The sequence below is a fragment of the Vibrio sp. GLN_1 genome (assembly GCF_043106015.1).
In the GTDB taxonomy this organism is placed as follows: Bacteria; Pseudomonadota; Gammaproteobacteria; order Enterobacterales; family Vibrionaceae; genus Vibrio; species Vibrio parahaemolyticus.
Genome location: NZ_JBICMD010000004.1, coordinates 95,633 through 116,639 on the forward strand (window position 1 = coordinate 95,633; position 21,007 = coordinate 116,639).

21 protein-coding genes are annotated in these 21,007 nt (G+C 45.1%); 6 read left to right on the forward strand and 15 right to left on the reverse strand.

Annotated elements, in window-relative coordinates; all coding sequences use genetic code 11:
- Nucleotides 1-61: 61 nt before the first annotated feature.
- The 4 genes from ACF8OV_RS00815 to ACF8OV_RS00830 form a co-directional block, all read right to left on the reverse strand.
- Nucleotides 62-1,261, reverse strand: coding sequence for a NupC/NupG family nucleoside CNT transporter (locus ACF8OV_RS00815; RefSeq protein ID WP_025612903.1), 1,200 nt, complete (start codon nt 1,259-1,261; stop codon nt 62-64).
- A 305-nt stretch (nt 1,262-1,566) separates the two neighbouring features.
- On the reverse strand, nt 1,567-2,511 hold the full coding sequence (locus ACF8OV_RS00820) for a LysR family transcriptional regulator (protein ID WP_025558127.1): 945 nt from the start codon (nt 2,509-2,511) through the stop codon (nt 1,567-1,569).
- A gap of 73 nt (nt 2,512-2,584) precedes the next feature.
- On the reverse strand, nt 2,585-3,556 hold the full coding sequence (locus tag ACF8OV_RS00825) for a lytic transglycosylase domain-containing protein (RefSeq protein WP_005479026.1): 972 nt from the start codon (nt 3,554-3,556) through the stop codon (nt 2,585-2,587).
- Nucleotides 3,557-3,600: 44 nt separating this feature from the next.
- The gene (locus tag ACF8OV_RS00830; protein ID WP_005460544.1) at nt 3,601-3,885 is read right to left on the reverse strand and encodes a YcgL domain-containing protein; all 285 of its coding nucleotides are present in this window, start codon (nt 3,883-3,885) and stop codon (nt 3,601-3,603) included.
- Nucleotides 3,886-4,082: 197 nt separating this feature from the next.
- On the opposite strand from ACF8OV_RS00830, the gene minC reads away from it, so the two are divergent.
- From minC to minE, 3 genes are read left to right on the forward strand one after another with little or no spacing between them, the layout of a single operon-like run.
- The gene (gene minC, locus ACF8OV_RS00835) at nt 4,083-4,745 is read left to right on the forward strand and encodes a septum site-determining protein MinC (RefSeq protein WP_086584007.1); all 663 of its coding nucleotides are present in this window, start codon (nt 4,083-4,085) and stop codon (nt 4,743-4,745) included.
- Between the two features lie 17 nt (nt 4,746-4,762).
- Entirely contained in the window at nt 4,763-5,575 is an 813-nt protein-coding gene (minD, locus tag ACF8OV_RS00840; protein WP_005458081.1) for a septum site-determining protein MinD, read from the forward strand.
- Between the two features lie 2 nt (nt 5,576-5,577).
- Complete coding sequence (gene minE / locus ACF8OV_RS00845) at nt 5,578-5,841, forward strand: cell division topological specificity factor MinE (RefSeq protein ID WP_005458079.1); 264 nt, start codon at nt 5,578-5,580, stop codon at nt 5,839-5,841.
- Between the two features lie 87 nt (nt 5,842-5,928).
- Here the strand turns inward: minE and rnd are convergent, their stop codons facing one another.
- From rnd to ACF8OV_RS00880, 7 genes are all read right to left on the reverse strand, one after another.
- Nucleotides 5,929-7,047 (reverse strand): ribonuclease D, encoded by a 1,119-nt coding sequence (rnd, locus tag ACF8OV_RS00850; RefSeq protein ID WP_140099819.1) that lies wholly within the window; start codon nt 7,045-7,047, stop codon nt 5,929-5,931.
- Between the two features lie 79 nt (nt 7,048-7,126).
- Nucleotides 7,127-8,818 (reverse strand): long-chain-fatty-acid--CoA ligase FadD, encoded by a 1,692-nt coding sequence (gene fadD / locus ACF8OV_RS00855; RefSeq protein WP_005455511.1) that lies wholly within the window; start codon nt 8,816-8,818, stop codon nt 7,127-7,129.
- A gap of 106 nt (nt 8,819-8,924) precedes the next feature.
- Entirely contained in the window at nt 8,925-9,779 is an 855-nt protein-coding gene (locus tag ACF8OV_RS00860; protein ID WP_005478778.1) for an alpha/beta fold hydrolase, read from the reverse strand.
- A 5-nt stretch (nt 9,780-9,784) separates the two neighbouring features.
- Complete coding sequence (locus ACF8OV_RS00865; protein WP_203503952.1) at nt 9,785-10,342, reverse strand: Slp family lipoprotein; 558 nt, start codon at nt 10,340-10,342, stop codon at nt 9,785-9,787.
- A gap of 39 nt (nt 10,343-10,381) precedes the next feature.
- Complete coding sequence (locus tag ACF8OV_RS00870) at nt 10,382-10,687, reverse strand: hypothetical protein (protein WP_005478797.1); 306 nt, start codon at nt 10,685-10,687, stop codon at nt 10,382-10,384.
- Between the two features lie 51 nt (nt 10,688-10,738).
- A complete protein-coding gene (tsaB, locus tag ACF8OV_RS00875; protein WP_203503949.1) occupies nt 10,739-11,440 on the reverse strand; it encodes a tRNA (adenosine(37)-N6)-threonylcarbamoyltransferase complex dimerization subunit type 1 TsaB in 702 nt (233 codons plus the stop codon).
- Between the two features lie 56 nt (nt 11,441-11,496).
- Nucleotides 11,497-13,407 (reverse strand): ATP-dependent DNA helicase, encoded by a 1,911-nt coding sequence (locus ACF8OV_RS00880; protein WP_011105733.1) that lies wholly within the window; start codon nt 13,405-13,407, stop codon nt 11,497-11,499.
- Between the two features lie 217 nt (nt 13,408-13,624).
- Here ACF8OV_RS00880 and purU point away from each other — a divergent pair, with 217 nt between their 5' ends.
- Nucleotides 13,625-14,458, forward strand: a complete 834-nt coding sequence (gene purU, locus ACF8OV_RS00885) for a formyltetrahydrofolate deformylase (RefSeq protein WP_005478783.1) — start codon at nt 13,625-13,627, stop codon at nt 14,456-14,458.
- Between the two features lie 74 nt (nt 14,459-14,532).
- On the opposite strand, the gene ACF8OV_RS00890 is transcribed toward purU, so the two are convergent.
- Entirely contained in the window at nt 14,533-15,132 is a 600-nt protein-coding gene (locus ACF8OV_RS00890; protein WP_023624131.1) for a VOC family protein, read from the reverse strand.
- A 220-nt stretch (nt 15,133-15,352) separates the two neighbouring features.
- Here ACF8OV_RS00890 and argS point away from each other — a divergent pair, with 220 nt between their 5' ends.
- Entirely contained in the window at nt 15,353-17,086 is a 1,734-nt protein-coding gene (gene argS / locus ACF8OV_RS00895) for an arginine--tRNA ligase (protein ID WP_005455463.1), read from the forward strand.
- A 125-nt stretch (nt 17,087-17,211) separates the two neighbouring features.
- Entirely contained in the window at nt 17,212-17,640 is a 429-nt protein-coding gene (locus ACF8OV_RS00900; RefSeq protein ID WP_005455485.1) for an HIT domain-containing protein, read from the forward strand.
- 117 nt (nt 17,641-17,757) lie between these two features.
- On the opposite strand, the gene ACF8OV_RS00905 is transcribed toward ACF8OV_RS00900, so the two are convergent.
- The 3 genes from ACF8OV_RS00905 to ACF8OV_RS00915 are packed head-to-tail and all read right to left on the reverse strand — an operon-like array spanning nt 17,758 to nt 20,488.
- The gene (locus tag ACF8OV_RS00905; protein ID WP_005455490.1) at nt 17,758-17,988 is read right to left on the reverse strand and encodes a FeoC-like transcriptional regulator; all 231 of its coding nucleotides are present in this window, start codon (nt 17,986-17,988) and stop codon (nt 17,758-17,760) included.
- Nucleotides 17,985-20,261 (reverse strand): Fe(2+) transporter permease subunit FeoB, encoded by a 2,277-nt coding sequence (gene feoB, locus ACF8OV_RS00910; RefSeq protein WP_024700957.1) that lies wholly within the window; start codon nt 20,259-20,261, stop codon nt 17,985-17,987. Before feoB ends, ACF8OV_RS00905 begins: the two co-directional genes overlap by 4 nt.
- The gene (locus tag ACF8OV_RS00915) at nt 20,261-20,488 is read right to left on the reverse strand and encodes a FeoA family protein (protein ID WP_005455496.1); all 228 of its coding nucleotides are present in this window, start codon (nt 20,486-20,488) and stop codon (nt 20,261-20,263) included. Before ACF8OV_RS00915 ends, feoB begins: the two co-directional genes overlap by 1 nt.
- Nucleotides 20,489-21,007: the final 519 nt, after the last annotated feature.

Below are 21,007 nucleotides of genomic sequence, written 5' to 3' on the forward strand. Positions count from 1 at the left end.
TCTTGAGATACGAAAAAGGCTCCGCAAGGAGCCTTTTGCTAATTTTAGATATCTATTTCAATTACAGACTTAAAATCACACCCGCAATAGAAGCACTCATCAAGTTCGCCATAACGCCGGCAATAATCGCGCGGAAACCATGCTTAGAAACAAATGCACGCTTCTCTGGAACCAAAGAACCCAATCCGCCGATCAGCATTGCCATACTAGAGATGTTTGCAAAACCACACAGTGCGAAAGTCACAATAGCTTGAGAATGAGCACTTAGCTGAGATTTCACTTCTGCTAGTTGGATGAAAGCAACAAACTCGTTCACCACAATCTTGTTACCAATAAGCGAGCCCGCCGTAGTCGCCTCTTCCCATGGCACACCTAACAACCATGCGACAGGTGCAAATACGTAGCCTAAGATAAGCTCAAAGCTTAGTGGCGTACCAATAAGGTCTCCAACCCAACCTAGCATCCCGTTCAACAACGCGATTACGCTGATGAACGCTAACAACGTACCACCTACAGACACAGCGATACGAACACCCGCCATTGCGCCATCGGCTAACGCTTCAACCACGTTAGTTGCGCGTGGAATTTCCACTTGACTAATGTCGATATCTGGTGCTTTGTTCACATCTTCTGGCATGAGAATTTTTGCCATCAACAAGCCTGCGGGCGCAGACATAAAGGCAGCAGCGATAAGGTAGTTAAGATCAACACCCAACGAGGCATAACCTACCAACGTACCACCAGCTACTGATGCCAAACCACCTGTCATTACCGCAAAGAACTGCGAATCAGTCATGTGCTTTAGGTAGGGTTTCACCATAAGTGGCGCTTCGATAGTGCCGACAAAAATGTTCGCCGTTGCAGACAAAGACTCAGCACGACCAATGCCAAGAAGCTTTTGAATACCACCACCAATGAAGTTGATAACTTTTGGCATCACACCAATGTGATAAAGACCGGAGATAAGAGAGGAGAAGAAAACGATGATACCCAGTACATTGATCGCAAAGGTGAAGCCCCCTGTCGCCAAATTACCGAATAAAAACGCGATGCCTTCTTGACCGTAGTTGATCAAATTCGACACGACGCTGCTTACTGAATTCAGCGCATCTCGTCCTGCTGGTACATATAAAACCAACAATGCAAACAGCACCTGTAAAGCAAACGCAAACGCCACTGTTCTCAGCTTTATATTTTTTCTATTTGTAGAAAGTAGCCATGCTACGAATAGTATGGCTACGATACCAATAATTGAGTTCATAAAATGAATCCGACAGAAGGGGGATATGGAAGGCACCGGATTGTATAGCGGACTCAAAATGGCGCAAGTTGAGGATGTTAACAGTGTGAAAAGTTCAAGCGAACAATAATTGACCACACAAATAACTAATTGAATTTATTATAGATAAACGTTTGCTTGTTTTTATTATTTCCATATGGAAAAGATGTTTCTAGGTTTGGAAAAATTTTGTGAGACAAATCACCTTATACATCCACTAAATAGTCGAAAAATGTTTTGCTTAGAAAAAATCGACCAGAAACACCTCTTGAACGTTATTAACGAATCTACTTGGGAATAGAGATGTAAGGTGCGAGGCGCTGATCCCAGTGACACGGGGTGCCAATTTTCTGTTTAATAAAGTTGATAACGGCTGATATTTTTTTCGGCATGTGCTGACGACTCGGGTACACCGCATAAAATGGCATCGACTGGCTCGCTTTCCAGTCTGGCAATAGTTGAATCAACTTACCCGTTCTGAACTCATCGCCAAGCAAGTACGTTGCGAGATACGCAATCCCCCATCCAGCAATCGCGGCGTCGCGGACAGCTTCTGCTAAATCGACAGAGTAGTTTCCGGAGACTTTTACGTTGAGCTCTTGTTGTCCCTTGGTAAATGCCCATCCTGTGTAATCACGCTCCCAACTGCGATAGATCAAGCAGTTGTGCAAAGACAAGTCGTTCGGCTCAGTCGGAGTATCATACTTAAGCAAATAATCCGGCGATGCTGCCACCACAAACTGGCAGTCCGTCAAACGCTGCGCAATGTAGCCCTCTGGTAGGTGCTCATTGTTTGTTACCCACAGATCGAGCCCTTCCGCCAGCATATCGACCTTGTAGTCAAACAAATGCACTTCCACTTGAAGCTGTGGATACAACTCACGCAGCTCTTGAATCGCAGGAATGATGTGCAGCGTTCCAAATGATTGAGATAACCCGAGGCGAACCAACCCAGCCACTTCATCCCTTTGGCTTTCCATTTCTAACGTCGCACTACTCACCGCCTGCACCACTTGTTCACAATGATGATAAAACGTTTTTCCCGCTTCGGTAGGCGTAAAACTACGCGTGGTGCGTTGAACAAGCTTGATGCCAAGAGATTCCTCTAACTGACTAAGCTGTTTGCTGACGTGAGATACTGACACTCCAAGGCTTTTCGCCGCCGCAGTAAAGTTTTTATGTTTGATCAATGCAGAAAAGATCACCATTTGCGCAGCACGTTCAGATAACACGAGTACCTCGATAAGAATGTGGGAAAAACAAAGGGCTCCGAAGAGCCCTTATAAAACAGTATTTACTAACGAACTAGAATGAAATGCGATCAGCAAGATGGCTGACGGCAAGCGCGAAGTAGTAAGAGCGGTTCCACTTCATCAGTACGTTATAGTTATTGTAAACCAGATAAGTACGACCATTTTCATCGTCAGGCATGATAAGCCATGCTTGGATATCTTCATTCAGTTTAGGTAACGGACTGCCATCGTACTTCGTGATGCCAAGTTTACTCCACTCCTGAAGATATTTGCCTTTTTCTGCCCCGCGTCCTTCTAGGCTACGATCAATCCCTTTCGGCACCTTCACTTGGCGTCCCCAAGTAAACTTATCGTCCCAGCCAGACTCACTCAAGTAGTTAGCGGTAGACGCAAACACATCCGCTTCTGATTGCCAGATGTCTTTTTTTCCGTCTCCGTTACCATCGGCGGCAAAACGTAGGAAAGAGCTTGGCATAAATTGACACTGTCCCATCGCACCAGCCCAAGAACCTTTAAAATTATCTAGCTCGATATGGCCTTGATCAAGGATTTGCAGCGCCGCCATGGTCTCTTTGCGGAAAAATTCTTCACGACGACCTTCAAATGCCATCGTCGACAACGCATCAATTACGCGGAAGTTACCCGTAAACTTGCCAAAGTTACTTTCTACACCCCAGAGCGCAACAATAAAGCGAGGTTGCACGCCGTATTGATCACCTATGCGCTTAAGCTCCGCATAGTGCTCTTTGTATAGTGCTTTGGCTTGCTTTACTTTCCACTCAGGGACTGCACGAGGAATGTATTCATCTAACGTCAGTTTTTTCTCTGGTTGGTTGCGGTCTGCTGTTACTGCTCTCGGTTTGTATTCAACATTTGCGAAAGCGGCACTGATTACCTGCTCTGAGATACCTTGGTTACGCGCTTCTGCACGCAATTTATCTAAGTATTCTTCAAAACCCTCGCTACTTGCAAAGGCTGAGGTACATACGCCAACGCTAAGCATTGTAGCCAGTATTTTTTTCATATTGCCCTCCTTGAGCAAGGCAGAAGTCTCAGAAAGAAACCGAGTTACTGTTCGTTCTTTTGCTGAGCTTTTTGTTCTTTGTACTTTTCTAATAGGTTTTCCGGCGGTGGAGGAACCTGCAGAAAGAAGCCATCATTTTGTAATGAAGCCTTCACTTTTTCGATATCTACTTGTGCCAATTTACGACCATCAAGTTTAATCGTCATGACAGGAATAGGCTTACCGAACATCTGCATTAAGGTGTCAGGAACCTGTGAAAAATCATCCTTTTTCGGGATATAGAGATAAGTACCTTCTTTTTTCGAGCTTTTATAAATAGAACAAAGCATGACACGCCTTTTATGCTGATTTACCCGCTTTGAATGCGGATTGAGTTGAAAACGTAAAATTCTCGCAAACTTAATTGCAAATTTGAGATTAATTCGCCTATTTGCCTGCTAGAGAACTTGCTGCGTCAAAGGATGAAATATAACATGACAGGCCTAGTTTAAGGCAACGCTCTTTCAACAGAGGCAAGAAGTCCACGATGACCCATTCACCAGACCTTAAAGGTAGCAGTTTTACTTTGTCAGTTTTACACCTTTCTGACAATGAGATCGCAAATACTGTCGAATTTTTGCAAGAAAAAGTTTCTCAAGCACCTTCTTTCTTCGCATCCGCGCCTTTGGTAATCAATATAGCAAAAGTACAAGGCGACATTGATTTCCCTGCGCTTAAACAAGGCATCGCAGATGCTGGGTTTATTCCAGTCGGTATAACGGGCAGTAAAGACAAACGTGCACAAAACCTTGCCTCAGAAGCTGGCTTCGCCATCATGTCTGCAAGTAAATCACCTAGCCAAGCTCCAGCGAAAATGGCGCCGACTAAAGTTGTGCGTACGCCAGTTCGTTCTGGTCAGCAAATTTACGCAAAAGACGGTGATTTAGTCGTACTGGCGCACGTAAGCGCTGGCGCAGAAGTGATTGCTGATGGCTCTATTCATATTCATGGCACCTTGCGCGGCCGTGCTATTGCAGGCGCAAGTGGTCAGCAGGAAGCGCGTATTATTTGCCACGATTTACAAGCTGAACTGGTCTCCATTGCGGGCGATTACTGGTTAAGCGATCAAATTGAGAGTGAGTACTGGCAAAAGAAAGTGATGATCAGTAAAGCCGAAGAATCATTACATTTAGAAGTACTCGCGATTTAGTCTAAAAAGGAAAAAAAATGGCACGCATTATTGTAGTAACGTCTGGTAAAGGTGGCGTTGGTAAAACCACTTCAAGCGCAGCCATCGCCTCTGGTCTTGCTCTGAAAGGGAATAAGACCGCGGTGATCGATTTCGATATCGGCTTGCGTAACCTCGACCTAATCATGGGTTGTGAGCGCCGTGTAGTTTATGACTTTGTGAATGTCATTAACGGCGAAGCGACATTAAACCAAGCGCTAATCAAAGATAAGCGCACAGACAATCTTTTCATTCTTCCAGCATCCCAAACTCGTGACAAAGATGCGCTAACGAAAGACGGCGTGCAACGAGTTTTCACTGAGCTAGATGAAATGGGCTTTGATTTCATCATCTGTGACTCACCAGCAGGTATCGAGCAAGGCGCGCTCATGGCGTTGTACTACGCAGATGAAGCGATTGTAACGACTAACCCTGAAGTATCTTCAGTACGCGATTCAGACCGCATTCTAGGCATCCTAGATTCTAAGTCTCTACGCGCTGAACAAGGGCTAGAGCCAGTGAAGCAACACCTTCTACTTACACGTTACAACCCTACGCGTGTAAACCAAGGTGAAATGTTGAGTGTGGAAGACGTAGAAGAAATCCTACACATCCCACTATTGGGCGTGATTCCTGAAAGCCAAGCGGTACTTAACGCATCAAACAAAGGTGTGCCGGTCACATTCGACGAAAACACCGATGCGGGCATGGCGTACTCTGACACTGTTGATCGCTTACTAGGCAATCAAGTTGAATTTCGTTTCCTTACTGAGGAGAAGAAAGGACTCTTTAAACGACTGTTCGGAGGCTAGACATGTCATTATTAGAATTTTTCCGCCCGCAGAAAAAAACGTCTGCAAGTCTGGCGAAAGAGCGCTTACAAATCATCGTGGCTGAACGCCGCAGCCAAAATGACCCTGCGCCTTCGTACTTACCTCAGCTTAAAGAAGACATTCTGAAGGTGATCAGTAAATACGTAGACATTGACCCGAACATGGTTGATTTAACCTTTGAGCACAAGGATGACGACATTTCTGTACTTGAGCTCAACGTGAAACTGCCTGACGACGAAAAGTAAGGCTTTATTCTCAACGCAATATGCAGCGCACAACAATGTACGTGTCAAAAAAAGGTTGACCATTTGGTCAACCTTTTTAGTTTGCGCTTATTTCAACGCCTTATTCATTTTTTCGCCCAATAACTCTAGACGCCAACCTTGCATAACATCAGGCAAGCGCGCAGGGTCACGATCCTTCTTCCACACCCAACTGATGAGCTGGTTAATCTGCTTTTTCGATGCTAAAAACTCGGTCGCTAACCCTGATTTTTGCGCAGCACTTTTCACGACATCTTTCATGTTTTTGAAAACCTGCTTATAGCCAGGGTAATCCATCAGGCGATCAATTTTAGCTGGGTATTCTTCTGGTGGCGTTTGCTTAGCCTTTTTCACGATGGCCGCAATTTTAGTACCGTGACGATTGACCGCGCGGCTATCCATCCCTTCCGCTTCCATCTTTTTAAAGCTTGTTAAACCTAAACGAGCAACCGTTAGCAAATCACCCTCTTTGAAGATGAAGTTTAGTGCTAAGTCGCGCTTGATTGCTTCACGATAACGCCAAGTCGCTAGCGGCTTTAACACAGCTAACTCTGACGGTTTAAGTTGCCACGCTCCTTTAATATCAAGGTACGCATTTTCTTCGTTGGTTTCGCGAATACGTTTGGAAACCAACAAGTCGCTCTCTTGCTGCACCGCTTCCCACCAACCAGCTTCAGTGACTTTATCGAGCAATTTTTCGTAAAGTGGCAACAAGTAGTGAACGTCTGCCGCTGCATAATCAAGTTGCTTTTGCGTGAGAGGACGAGCCATCCAGTCGGTGCGAGATTCACTCTTGTCCAACGCAACACCTAAGTATTCTTCCACCAGCGTTGCGAAACCTGTTGACAGCCCGTGGCCAAGAAACGCCGCCATTAACTGTGTATCGACCATTGGAAATGGCGTACAACCAAATGCATTTTGGAATACTTCTAAATCTTCGCCACAGGCGTGAAGCACTTTAAGTACCGATGCATCTTTCAATAGTTCGATGAAAGATGTCATGTCCGTTAATTCTGTCGGATCGATAAGGGACAAGTGCTTGCCGTCGAAAAGCTGAATCAAACCTAGTTGCGGATAAAAAGTCCTGATACGTACGAACTCGGTATCCAGCATTACGACATCTGCGTCTCTTGCTTGAGTACAAACTTGTTCTAGGTCTTTGTTTTTAGTAATAATCTGATAATTCACATGCTTCTCGCTATAAAAAATGCCAGCAAAACGCTGGCATTCTATCATTTTTTAATTCTGGCGACTCAACGAAATCGGCTTACGCGCTTTTCTTTGCCAGTTCTGCGTCGTTCTCTTCACGAAGTACACGACGTAAGATCTTACCTACGTTGGTCTTCGGTAAGTCTTCACGGAACTCAACCAGTTTTGGAACCTTGTAGCCCGTTAGATGCTGACGACAGTGTGCAATCACTTCTTCTTTGGTTAAGCTCGGGTCACGTTTTACAACGTAGATCTTCACCAACTCACCAGACACTTCATGCGGTTGACCAATAGCAGCCACTTCAAGAACTTTGCCGTGCAGAGCGACAACGTCTTCGATTTCATTCGGGTAAACGTTGAAGCCTGATACTAAGATCATGTCTTTCTTACGGTCAACAATGTGCAGGAAGCCTTCGTCATCAAACTTAACGATGTCACCCGTTGATAGCCAACCGTCTTCGTTAATGGTGTCTTTAGTTGCTTCCGGACGTTGCCAGTAACCTTGCATTACTTGAGGGCCGCGAACTTGTAGCTCACCTGTACCAGTATTTGGCAGTACATTGCCTTCTTCATCAACCATACGAACTTCTGTCGAAGGAACTGGCAGACCGATAGAACCGTTGTACTCAACCAGGTCATGCGGGTAAGCCGCAACTAACGGTGAACACTCAGTAAGTCCATAGCCTTCAAGCAGGTAGCAGCCTGTGGTCTTCAGCCATTTCTCAGCAACAGCACGTTGAACTGCCATACCACCACCAACAGCCAAGCGAAGATTACTGAAGTCCAACTCATGGAAATCTTCATTGTTCACTAGCGCATTGAATAAGGTATTCACACCTGTGATCGCTGTGAATTGGTACTTTTGCAGCTCTTTTACAAAGCCAGGAATATCACGCGGGTTGGTAATCAGTAAGTTACGACCACCCATTTCGATAAACAGCAAACAGTTCACTGTCAGTGCAAACACGTGGTAAAGCGGCAATGCGGTTACCACTAATTCACGACCTGGAGAAAGTACAGGACCGTAAGCCCCTTTCGCCTGAAGCACGTTCGCAATCATGTTGCGATGCGTTAGGATTGCACCTTTTGCGACACCCGTAGTACCACCAGTGTATTGCAGAAATGCAATATCATCACCAGACATAAACGGCTTCACGTATTGCAGACGACGACCTTTGCGCAGCGCTTTACGCATTGAAATTGCGCCCGGTAGATCGTACTTAGGAACCATACCTTTTACGTATTTCACCACGAAATCGACAATAGTACCTTTCGCACGTGGCAGCATTTGGCCAAGGCTAGTTAGCACCACGTGTTTCACAGGTGTGTTATCTACGATTTGCTCTAGTGTATTGGCAAAGTTAGACACAATCACAATCGTCGTGGCACCAGAGTCGTTCAATTGGTGTTCAAGTTCACGAGGAGTGTAGAGAGGGTTTACGTTTACAGCGATACAACCTGCACGCAAAATACCAAACAACGCTACTGGGTATTGCAGTAGGTTTGGCATCATCAGAGCAACACGGTCACCCTTTTGCAATTTCAGTTCGTTTTGCAGGTAAGCGGCAAATGCGCGGCTACGCTCTTCCAACTTGCGGAAGGTCATTACCGAGCCCATGTTCATGAATGCTGGCTGGTCTGCATACTTTTGTACAGACTGTTCGAACATTTCTACCAAAGACTCATATTGCTCTGGATTGATGGTTTCAGGTACGTCACTTGGATAACGTGAAAGCCATGGTTTATCCACGATGTTACTCCTCGTTTATAACTGGCTAAAAAATAGCGTCCTTTTTATTTTGAGGGCTATTACAGCACAGCGAACGTGCTTGAGCACGCAACTCTCAAACACTTGTTTAAATTTTGTTAACTACACCAAGAATTCGCTTTGCGACTTCGAGTATTTGCTCTAAATGGCAGTGATGACCACCTGCGACAGAAACCACTTGCGGTGGATTCTCTCCCCAATCAACTTGGTTAGATGGTAAATGCTGAAATCCTTGATCGCCTAATACGATCAGATGAGGACAACGTATTTGACTGGTGATCGAATTCGCATGCTCGCGAGCCATGCGGTAAAGTGAATCACACTTTAACTTGGCATCATGTCGCCAGTACCATTTGTTGTCGCGATACTCAGTCCCTCGCTCCACAATGGGCAAAAGCTGATCAGCACTCAATTGGTTGGCTTGCATGCGCAATTTTAACGCCAGATCGAAAGATGCCAACGCACGTTCTGGTTTGTTTTGCTGTCGGATTCGACTTAACACACCATTGCGAAGACGCTGTAAACTATTTGAAGGAGATTCCGTTAAAGGGCCCGTACCTTCAATCTGCACTAATGCTTCGACCTGTTCAGGAAACGCTGCACTATAGCAACTTGCGATTAAAGCACCAAGAGAATGCCCCACTAACATGAGTCTGTTTGGCGATAATTCGTCCAATAACTGATACATATCGGCAATGTAATCATGAAAAGGGTAATAATTGTCGCGGGATTTGTGACTGGATAAGCCGTGGCCAAAATGGTCGACAGCTAACAAATGCAGCTTCGGGTTCAATTGATGAATTTGCTCCATCAACGCTTTGAAGCTTCCGGCATTATCTAGCCACCCATGAAGAAAAACGACTGACAAGTCAGCCGTTTTTTCATTACCTATTTCAAGGGCAGCCATTTCTCCCGTTGGGAGAGTAAATCGGCGCTCATGCATCTGGTTTATTTCACCTGTTTGATTACTTTACCATCTTGTGGAAAATCATTACGCAGCATGCGGCAGTTGATGGAATAACATGGATAGAAATACGTAGGAGAGTCATACATTCTCACTCGTTCTTCAATCTTCCACAGGCGATACCCCTGCCCTTTTACTAATGGGAACACGTACTCATGCTCTCCGATTTTGCCTTTTTCTTCACCAGCCCCTTTGCCCACGATGGTCACCAAACGACCTTGGCTAAATGCAACGGGTTCTAAGTAGCCATCAAAATACACGGCGAAACGACCCGTAGGCTCTTGGTCAATATCAGGTTTGCCCGATTTATTGATAGGTAGATTGACGATCTCTAGGCGTGTTTTGTCTTTGAAGTTGTCCACTTTCGCAATGATACCGCCAAGGCGAACATCATTCGTGACCTCTCCTCGAGACTCAGCAAAGGCCTTATAGTCGGTAACGACTTGCTCTGTACTAGCGTTCAACTCTTCAGGAAGAGAGCTGCATGCAGACAAGCCAAAAGCGGCAACCAAAACCAAAAACAACCGTCCAAAAACCTTCATAAACCACCATTTAATCTATTAATACCAATTCGAGGAAATTCATACATAGATATCGACACCCAGTAGCTGAGCCAGTTCCTCTTTTTTTGCTCGATTCATGACGTCCATGTACTGCTCCATGGCTTTGCGAGCATTACCTTCCGGCAAATCATATTGTACTTGAGCACGATGAATTTGGGACTCATCAACTTGTTTTATGGAATGCGCGACTGCGTTTGCCACCTTTGAAGGTTGACCAACGGACTGCTTATTTTGAGCTTTCTTTACCTGCCCTTTTTTACCCACTTTATTGGTACGGTTGGTACCGGGTATCAGTGAAGGAGGTAAACCATTAATCGACGCCATAACGCTCCATAAAAAGACAGGGCTACCGCCCCGTCTTTATTTTTTTCCTAATTATTCGCGGCCTGGAAGCTTCTTCCAAGTCACGTTATCACGCAGGTAAACTGGGCTAGATTCTTCAACAGGAACCGTATTGCCTTTTTCTAGTTCTTGCTTAGCTAAAATCACAATGTCTTGTGAGTCAGGGTACAATACCTCACTGTCTGCAGTGTTAAACGGCAGGCCTGTCAGTTCTTCCTGATACGCAGACCAACCTGTACCAGCTGTTGTCCACGTTTTAGAGTCAACTTGTGCTTCTTCCGCCAAACGAGCTGGTGGAATCACACATTCTTCATCAACACCCATCCATTCGCCGTTTTCTTGGCGAGAATAACGTGCCCAGTAAACTTCGCTCATGCGCGCATCAATCGCTACAGCGACATCAGTTGCACCATGCAGGCGGTAGCTTGCTTGTGCCATCGCAGCCAATGTTGAAACACCAATCATCGGCAGTTCTGCACCAAATGCTAGGCCTTGAGCGATGCCAATGCCGATACGAACACCAGTAAAGCTACCAGGGCCACGGCCAAACGCTAGTGCATCCAAGTCTTGTAGAGTTAGACCCGCTTCTTTCAGCACTTCGTCAACCATTGGCAGCACTTTTTTCGTGTGGTCACGAGGTGCCACTTCGCTGCGTGAAATCACTTGGTCATTAACCAGTAGTGCAACTGAACAGTTTTCAGTTGCGGTATCGATAGCAAGAATTTTTGCGCTCATTTAACTCTCTAAAACTCTATTTTATTTGGTTACATCACAGCACAGGCTGCGATTAATTATTCTGCTTTAAGAAACGCTTTGATACGTTCTAAATCTCGTGTTCTTGGGATCGGTGGCAAGCTTCCAAGGAACGTGCCGCCATAGTCACGTGTGACAAGGCGATTGTCACAAATGATCAATGCACCATGATCTTTCTGATCTCGAATCAAACGCCCTACGCCCTGCTTCAAAGTGATCACCGCATCGGGGATTTGCACTTCAGCAAACGGCTCACCACCACGCAATCGACAATCTTCAATTCGGGCTTTTAGCAGCGGATCATCCGGGGCAGTAAACGGCAATTTGTCGATGATAACACAGCTCAGTGCGTCACCTCTAACATCGATCCCTTCCCAAAACGCCCCCGTCGCCACAAGCAAAGCGTTACCCAGTTCCATAAACTCTGCAAGAGTCTTTTGCTTGCTCATTTCACCTTGCATAAGAACCGGAAGATCCAACACCTCACGGAACTTCTCTCCCAACTCACGCATCATGCTGTGAGAAGTACATAAGAAGAAACAACGACCGTCATTTTCTTCAATGACTGGCGCTAACATTCTCACCAATTTGTCCGCTAAACCTGGGCTGTTTGGCTCAGGAAGATAACGAGGCACACAAAGGCGAGCCTGCTTTTCATAATCAAATGGCGATGGCAGCGAAAACTGTTGTTTAGGTTTTAAGCCAAGACGATCAGTAAAGTGCTTAAAGTCACCAGAAACAGCAAGCGTTGCCGAGGTGAAGATCCACGCACCTTGCTTTATTTCAATTTGTTCATGGAACTTATCTGCCACCGATAACGGAGTAATATGCAGAGTAAAATGACGCGGTGACGTATCGTACCAGTAAGAGTAGCCGGTGATGTCAACATCACACACACGCTCGATTCGACCTTTGATCAAGTTCGCACGCTCAAAAGCCGTATCCAACAATTGGCTGCGACCAAGTGCCAATTTGAGCACATCAATCGCCAGATCTAGGCTGTCAGTTAAACGAACCAATTCGCGCTTAATGGATTCAGACTGCATCGCTTCTCGCCAGTTGCCACGAAAACCCGGCTCACCCAGAACGATGCGCATATCCATCGCACTTTGAAGTAGTTTATCCCCAACTTTTTGCAGCTGACGCATGTCCTTTGCTTCGGTGCGATACGCGATTTCAATGTCTTTGGCGAGGTCATGAATTTGGCGACTCGATACCGATTGTCCGAAATATTCACTGGCAATGTCTGGTAGCTGATGAGCTTCGTCGAAAATAAAGACATCGGCTTCTGGGATCAACTCACCAAAACCTGTCTCTTTGATGGCTAAATCCGCGAGAAACAAGTGATGGTTCACCACGACGATGTCAGAATCCATTGCACGTTTACGAGCTTTCAAGACAAAACAATCGGTATAACTGGGACACTCTTTCCCCAAACAGTTATCGTTTGTCGAGGTAATCGTTGGGATGATCATGCTGTCTTCAGGCAAATCTTCACAATCACCTAAGTCACCGGTTTTTGTCTCTGAGGACCAAGACCTCACCTTCACCAATTGAGTCAACAATGTTGGGTCGGATTCGTTGGTGTGGCTTTCTACCATCTGGCGACTTAAGCGATCCAAACATAAATAGTTGGAACGCCCTTTCAATAACGCCACTTGACCATAAAAACCGAGCGCATTGACCATCAGCGGTAGGTCACGATGGTACAACTGCTCTTGCAAGTTTTTCGAGCCAGTACTGATGATGACTTTCTTGCCACTCAACAGCGCTGGAACAAGATAGGCAAATGTTTTACCGGTACCAGTTCCTGCCTCTACCACCAACTGACTTTGTTCTTTGATCGCACTACTGACGGCTTCAGCCATGTCTATTTGTGGCTGACGAGCCTGAAAACCCGGAATCGCTTTACCTAAAGCGCCATCAGAGGAAAATGTTTTTGCGATCATGCCTGACATCTGGTTAGAAAAATTGTCGTGAGTATATCAGACGTTTGGGAGAGACATCAGCATGTAAGATGGTCAGCTTACGGCCCAACACAGAGAATTTGTTGAAACCATGGCAAGAATAGATTATTTATGAAGTCAGATTGCAGTACGGTTGACCCTTTTGGGGAAAACACATATTTCGTACGCTAGAAAAATAATGCATGGAAGTATCTGATTTATGGAAAAGAAAACACTGTTGACCCATTGTTCTGACGCACCGGGTTTGATCTCTAAAATTACTAATATCTGTTACAAACATCAGCTAAACATCGTTCATAATAACGAATTTGTTGATAACACCAGTGGGCACTTTTTCATGCGAACGGAGTTGGAGGGGTACTTCAACGACCAAACGTTTCTTGCCGATTTAGACCAAGCTCTACCGCAAGGTGCAAAACGCACTCTCATTGGCTCTCGCCGTAAACGCATCGTGATTCTCGTAACGAAAGAAGCACACTGTTTAGGTGATATTCTGATGAAAAATTACGATGGCAGTTTAGATGTAGAAATCGCCGCCGTGGTGGGTAACTACGATAAGTTGCAAGGCCTCACTGAACGTTTTGATATCCCTTACCACTATGTGACGCACGAAGATCTAAGCCGTGAAGAACACGAGCAAAAGATGTTAGAGGTGATCGATCAATACGATGCAGATTACTTGGTGCTAGCGAAATACATGCGCGTTCTCACGCCAACGTTTGTTGAAAAATACCGCCATAAGATCATCAACATTCACCACAGTTTCTTGCCTGCTTTCATCGGTGCTAAGCCTTATCAGCAAGCTTACGACCGTGGCGTAAAAATTATTGGCGCAACAGCCCACTTCGTGACAAACGACCTAGATGAAGGCCCGATCATCAAGCAGGATGTTATTCCAGTCGATCACACATTCAGCGCACAAGATATGGCTCAAGCAGGCCGCGATGTCGAGAAGAATGTTTTGAGTAAAGCTCTGAATAAGGTAATTAACGACCACGTTTTTGTTTATGGGAATAAGACGGTGATTCTTTAAGTTCATCGCATTTGAATGAAAGAAAGGGTTCCTCATTTGCAACCCTTTCTTCTTTCTAGTCGTTCAAAACTTGCTTATTCAGCCTGCTCAGACTCCACTATACGCTTGAGCGAATGCGGATGCAGCTTGATACAAATGCCTTGGTACTTAAACGCCACGGTTGGGTTGTTCAAGCGTTCACCTTCCCCTTTCGGGCTCGATAGTTTGATCTTCACACCCAATTCTTCTAACTCATCAAAACGCGCGCCAAACGCTGGGTAAGTGTGTTTCAAGTCCGCCAAAAACTCGTCTGCGGTTTCCGCATGAGATGGGATCACAAACTCCACGTGCTCCCAACTTTCGGTTGGATAGGTTTTCCCTTCGGCTGGGTATGGCAATTCCAGACACTCAATCTTCCAACCGCGGCTTTCGAGTGCTGTGTCGAATTCGATGACGATAATTGGACGACCGTTGATTTTCGCTTGTGAAATCACCTTGCCGTATTGATTCCATGCCTCATGCGCAGCTTTTGCCGTTTCAGGGTCATTAATACGCAATGCAATATGGTCAGCTTGAGCAAAGCTCAGATCCAGTTTTAACAGGGTTGCAAGCTCTTCAATCTTGCCCATGAAGACATCTAAGTCTTGGAGCATTAGTTCAGGCGTAAGGCGTTTTTCAACAAGTTGAATAGTCATTGTAGCTCTCTTTTGGGGCGATTTATCTCTTTACTCTGAGCGCAATAGTAAACGCAAACAAAGTGACATTTCCATTCAATCGAAAAAGTAAAAATTTCCCCAAATCCTCTCTGTATGAAAAGCAATAAAGTTGTTATCATTAGCCCCATTTTTGTGAACTCCAACAGAACTCGGCGCCTATTTTGCCGAGTTCTTCGTCCTTGAATTGAAGGAAACGCGTGTGAATATCCAAGCACTTATTAATGACAAAGTATCTCAGGCTCTAGAAGCCGCTGGCGCACCTGCAGGAAGCCCTGCTGCTGTTCGTCAATCAGCAAAGCCACAATTTGGTGACTACCAAGCAAACGGCGTAATGGGCGTTGCTAAAAAACTGGGTACTAACCCTCGAGAATTTGCACAGAAAGTACTGGATGTTCTAGACCTAGATGGTATTGCGAGCAAAACAGAAATCGCTGGCCCTGGTTTCATCAACATTTTCCTAAGCGAAGAGTTCCTAGCGAAACAAGCTGACGCAGCACTGGCTGACTCACGCCTTGGCGTTGCGGCTGAAGAAGCTCAAACTATCGTCGCTGACTACTCAGCACCAAACGTTGCAAAAGAAATGCACGTTGGTCACCTACGTTCAACCATCATCGGTGATGCGGTAGTACGTACGCTTGAGTTTCTAGGTCACAAAGTGATCCGCGCGAACCACATCGGCGACTGGGGTACTCAGTTCGGTATGCTTATCGCAAACCTTGAGCGTGTACAACAAGAGTCTGGCGAAGTTTCTATGGAACTGGCGGACCTTGAAGGCTTCTACCGTGAATCTAAAAAGCTGTACGACGAAGATGAAGAATTCGCGGTGAAAGCACGTAACTACGTAGTGAAACTGCAAAGCGGTGATGAATTCTGCGCAGAAATGTGGAAGAAACTGGTTGACGTAACCATGATCCAAAACCAACGCAACTACGATCGTCTAAACGTATCTCTAACTCGTGATGACGTAATGGGCGAAAGCATGTACAACGACATGCTACCTAAGATCGTAGCAGACCTAAAAGCACAAGGTCTTGCGGTTGAAGATGACGGCGCGCAAGTTGTGTTCCTTGAAGAATTCAAGAACAAAGACGGCGAAGCGATGGGCGTTATCGTTCAGAAACGCGACGGTGGCTTCCTATACACCACAACGGATATAGCATGTGCGAAATACCGTTACGAAGAACTAGGCGCAGACCGCGTACTTTACTTCATTGACTCTCGCCAGCACCAGCACCTAATGCAAGCTTGGACTATCGTTCGTAAAGCAGGCTACGTACCTGAGTCTGTATCTCTTGAACACCACGCTTTCGGCATGATGCTTGGTAAAGACGGTAAACCATTCAAGACTCGTGCGGGCGGTACAGTTCGTTTGGCGGACCTTCTTGATGAAGCCGAAGTTCGTGCTGCACAGTTGATTGAATCTAAGAACCCAGAGCTAGATGCTGAAGAGAAAGAGAAGATCTCTAAAACAGTTGCGATGGCAGCGGTTAAATATTCTGACCTATCTAAACACCGCACTACTGACTACGTATTCGATTGGGACAATATGCTAGCGTTTGAAGGTAACACAGCGCCGTACATGCAATACGCATACACTCGCGTTGCCTCTATCTTTGCTAAAGCTGGTGTAGCGATGGATGAACTTCAAGGTGATATCCAAATCACTGACGAAAAAGAAAAAGCGCTTATCGCTAAACTTCTACAATTTGAAGAAGCCGTTCAATCTGTTGCTCGTGAAGGCCAACCGCACATCATGTGTAGCTACCTATTTGAACTAGCGGGTCAATTCTCAAGCTTCTACGAAGCATGCCCAATTCTAGTAGCAGAAGATGAAGCCGTTAAGCAAAGCCGTCTAAAACTGGCAGCCCTAACAGCGAAAACCATCAAGCAAGGTTTATCGCTACTAGGTATCGAAACGCTAGAACGCATGTAAGCCGCTTTTAAGTTGATAACTTAAGTAGCACAAGCTGAATGATTGCAAAGGTTGACGTGAAAGCGTCAACCTTTTGTTTTATCTGACGTATACTAATTCAAATTGAAATGAATCGGATATCCACAATGAGTTTTGAACTGCACCCTCAATTGGCAAAAGACACCACAGTAATCGGCCACTTCCCTCTTTGCGTTGCACTTCTACATAAAGATAATGCAGTGCCGTGGGTCATCTTAGTTCCTAAACGTGCCAACTTAAAAGAATTGCACCACTTACCGATGAAAGAGCAGCAACAGTTTTTACTTGAATCACAAGCGGTAAGCCAAGCGCTCGAAGCGACTTTCCGTCCTGACAAGTTGAATCTTGGCGCACTCGGTAACATGGTGCCGCAGCTACACATTCATCATATCGCACGCTTTAAGGACGACGTTGCATGGCCAGGGCCGATTTGGGGAAACACAAGCGGCGAGTTTCGTAGCGAAGAAGAACAAGATGAGATTCTCAAACGTATTGGAAATGTATTGTCGCTAAGCTCGATCTTCCATAAAGCTTAATTAATATTCAGCCGCTATGAGATTTGCTTGCCAGCGACAAGGCTATTGATTAGAAAAGAAAAAGCCGCATCAGAAATGACGCGGCTTTATTATTTGTAAGCTTTGGTTGATAAACCACTACATAGTAACAGTGAGTGACAACTCGTCTTGTTTTGTCACGGCATAACGCACACGCATCACATCTCGAGCTTTATTGGTATCAACCAAGCGGCTAATTTTACCCTTCTTGATCCACACGCTTAACATTGCATCCGCACCATCTTCACTCATTCCAAACTGCTTGGCCAGCTCAGACTGTGAGACCGTCCCTTTGTCTGCGATATATTGATAAAGCTCATTTAAAATCATGCGACTTGCGCCTCTAACGCACCATGTTGTTTTTTACCAATACGTTTGAATACGTGATAAGTTCCGATGAAGATTGCAACAATAATTGCCATCCAGACACCGCTGGTAATTGGGCTTTCAGAGAAATGCGTCAACTGATTGTAGAACGTTGCACATAGGTAAGCTAAACCCATCGTCCATACCGCAATAAAACGTGCGAAGTTATGGCCAAATTCACGTACGTACGCCCCCATCGCAGCAACACATGGTGTGTACAACAAGATGAAGATCAAGTAAGCAAACGCGGCATGACCAGAAACAAATTGAGACTTAATGTTGCCGAAGATAGACGCATCCACTTCTTGTTCTTCTGCGACCGCATTTGAATCTGTTAGGTCACCCACTTCAATGCCTAATGGATCAGAGTAACTCAAGCCTGCAAGGTTCTCAGGAATACTCATTACCGCATCTTTTAGGCTCCCCATCAGATCGAACTCTGCTTCTTCACCATCACTTGGCGACGTGTACAAACTGTTTAGCGTACCAACGACCGCCTCTTTGGCGAAAATACCGGTAATAATACCAACTGTTGCTGGCCAGTTATCTTGTTGAATACCAATTGGCGCAAACACTGGCGTTACCACTTGTGCCGCTTTAGAAAGTACAGAATTTTCACTGTCTTCATTACCAAAACTGCCATCTGTACCCAACGAGTTTAGGAAACTTAGGATAGCAACAACCACAACGATGGTTTTACCTGCACCCAGCACAAAGCGCTTAAGCTTTTGCCAAGTTTTGATCACGACGTTTTGCAATGTTGGCAATTCGTAGTCGGGCATTTCCATAACTAAGCTATCGCTGCTGCCAGGGTAAAGAGTGTGCTTTAAGAAAAGACCGGTGAAGATCGCAGCCACAATACCTAATAGATAAAGTGCAAAGACAATGTTTTGACCAGAACCAGGAAAGAACGCCGCCGCAAACAGTGCATATACAGGTAAACGAGCACCACATGACATAAATGGCGCCATCGATGCCGCTAACTTACGCTCACGTTCTTGGTCTAGAGTGCGTGTTGCCATGATTGACGGCACGTTACAACCAAAACCAAGAACCAACGGCACAAACGCTTTACCCGGCAAGCCGATTTTCTGCATCACTTTATCGAGTACAAACGCAGCGCGAGCCATATAACCCGAACTCTCAAGCACAGCGAGGAACAAATACAAACACGCAATGACAGGAATAAAGGTCGCTACCGTTTGGATACCGCCACCAATACCATCGGCAATAACCGTCACAAGCCAAACTGGCAAATGACCATCCAATAGGTGATGACCGCCATCAACCAAAAGTGCGCCAACGCCGATATCAAAGAAATCGATAAATGCACTACCAATGTTAATCGAGAACATAAACATTAGGTACATCACAACAAAGAAGAATGGAATCCCCACCCACTTGTTCAAAATAAACTGATCAAGTTTTTCGGTAACACTGCGGCTGAGTTTGCCTTCACTGCGGCGAACTTTTTTGCATTGTTCGTGCAGATGAGTGTATTTGGTATCCGCAACGTGTAAATCAATATCCAAATCTAAAGTCGCAATCGCTTCCAGTACTTTGCTTCTATCAAGATCGGAAAGGCTATTGAGAACCATCGTGTCTTTTTCTAGAGCACGGATCGCTAATGCACGATGAGAAACGGTTTGATCGTTAAATAGAGAAGAAATATGCTCGATCGCTGCTTCCATCTTATCGCCGTAATTCAAAGAGCGGTCTTTTAGCGCAACACCCTGAACTATGGCTTTGTGGAGCTTTTCTTTAAACTCAGCAACTTGTGCTTTATTAGTGGCAGACAAACTGATCACTGGGCAACCTAGCGTCTTTTCTAACTCAGCAATGTTGATCATCTGACGTTCACGCTTTAACGCATCCATTTTGTTGAGAACAACAACCATCGGACGACCAAGCTCACGAAGTTGCAGCGTCATATATAGACTGCGCTCTAAGCTGGTGGCATCAATCACGTTGATGATCAAATCAGCTGGGTGCGTCAACACCGCACGAGAAGCGATGGATTCATCGATACTGTTACTATCGTTACCGCTATCCAGAGAGTAAATGCCCGGCAAGTCCGTCAGTAAAAACTCATCACCCGCGTGCTTAAATTGACCCGTTTTTTTCTCAACAGTCACGCCAGCCCAGTTACCGACTTGCTGTTTGGCACCAGTCAAACCATTAAAAAGAGTAGTTTTACCGCTGTTTGGGTTACCTACAGTAAGAACTTGATACTGCATTACACTCGCTCCACTTCAATTTTTTGAGCAATGGTTTCTCTTAATGCAACAGATACACCGCGTACCTCAACTTGTAGCGGGTCTCCCATCGGCGCGCGTCTGATCACCTTAACTTCTGTGTTCGGAAGTAGCCCCATTACCATAAGCTTTTTTCTAATATCTGATGAAAGACCATCTAACAAACGAATTGTCACCGTATCGCCAGGTTTAATTTCTGATAATTTCATAGTGGCCCTTAAGAGTATTGCTAATGATAAATATTATTATTTAAGAGTATTTAGGCTGCGATAATACTCCTCTATACCCTTCCATTCATTGTGTGAAATCAAAGATTCCATAATTGCCTTTCATATTTTGAACGTTAACTCCGTTAAGTTTCACCTCGTCATTTTCGTCAAAATCGACATTTTGAAAACCATAAAAAAGAAACAAAAACTTAACACCGTCTAAGCAGAATAAATATTTCAATTTAAAATCAATGACTTAAAATAAAAAATCAACATTGTCGCTTTTCTCATATCAACCTGTCGTTATTTTTATAAGAAAAATAAGTAAGGTCTCGTATAGTTATTCCATCGAGAGGGCAACCTCTTAAAAGAATTCCAGAGGTGGCATGGCAACATGTCACTCCGGCAGCAAGCGAAGGTGTCATTGACACCCGTGGTATAGTCCCCCCGGCTATACCACGATATTTTTTTTCACTTCTTTTCTACTCCCGATTTAAACCTTTAACAACCAACCTCCTG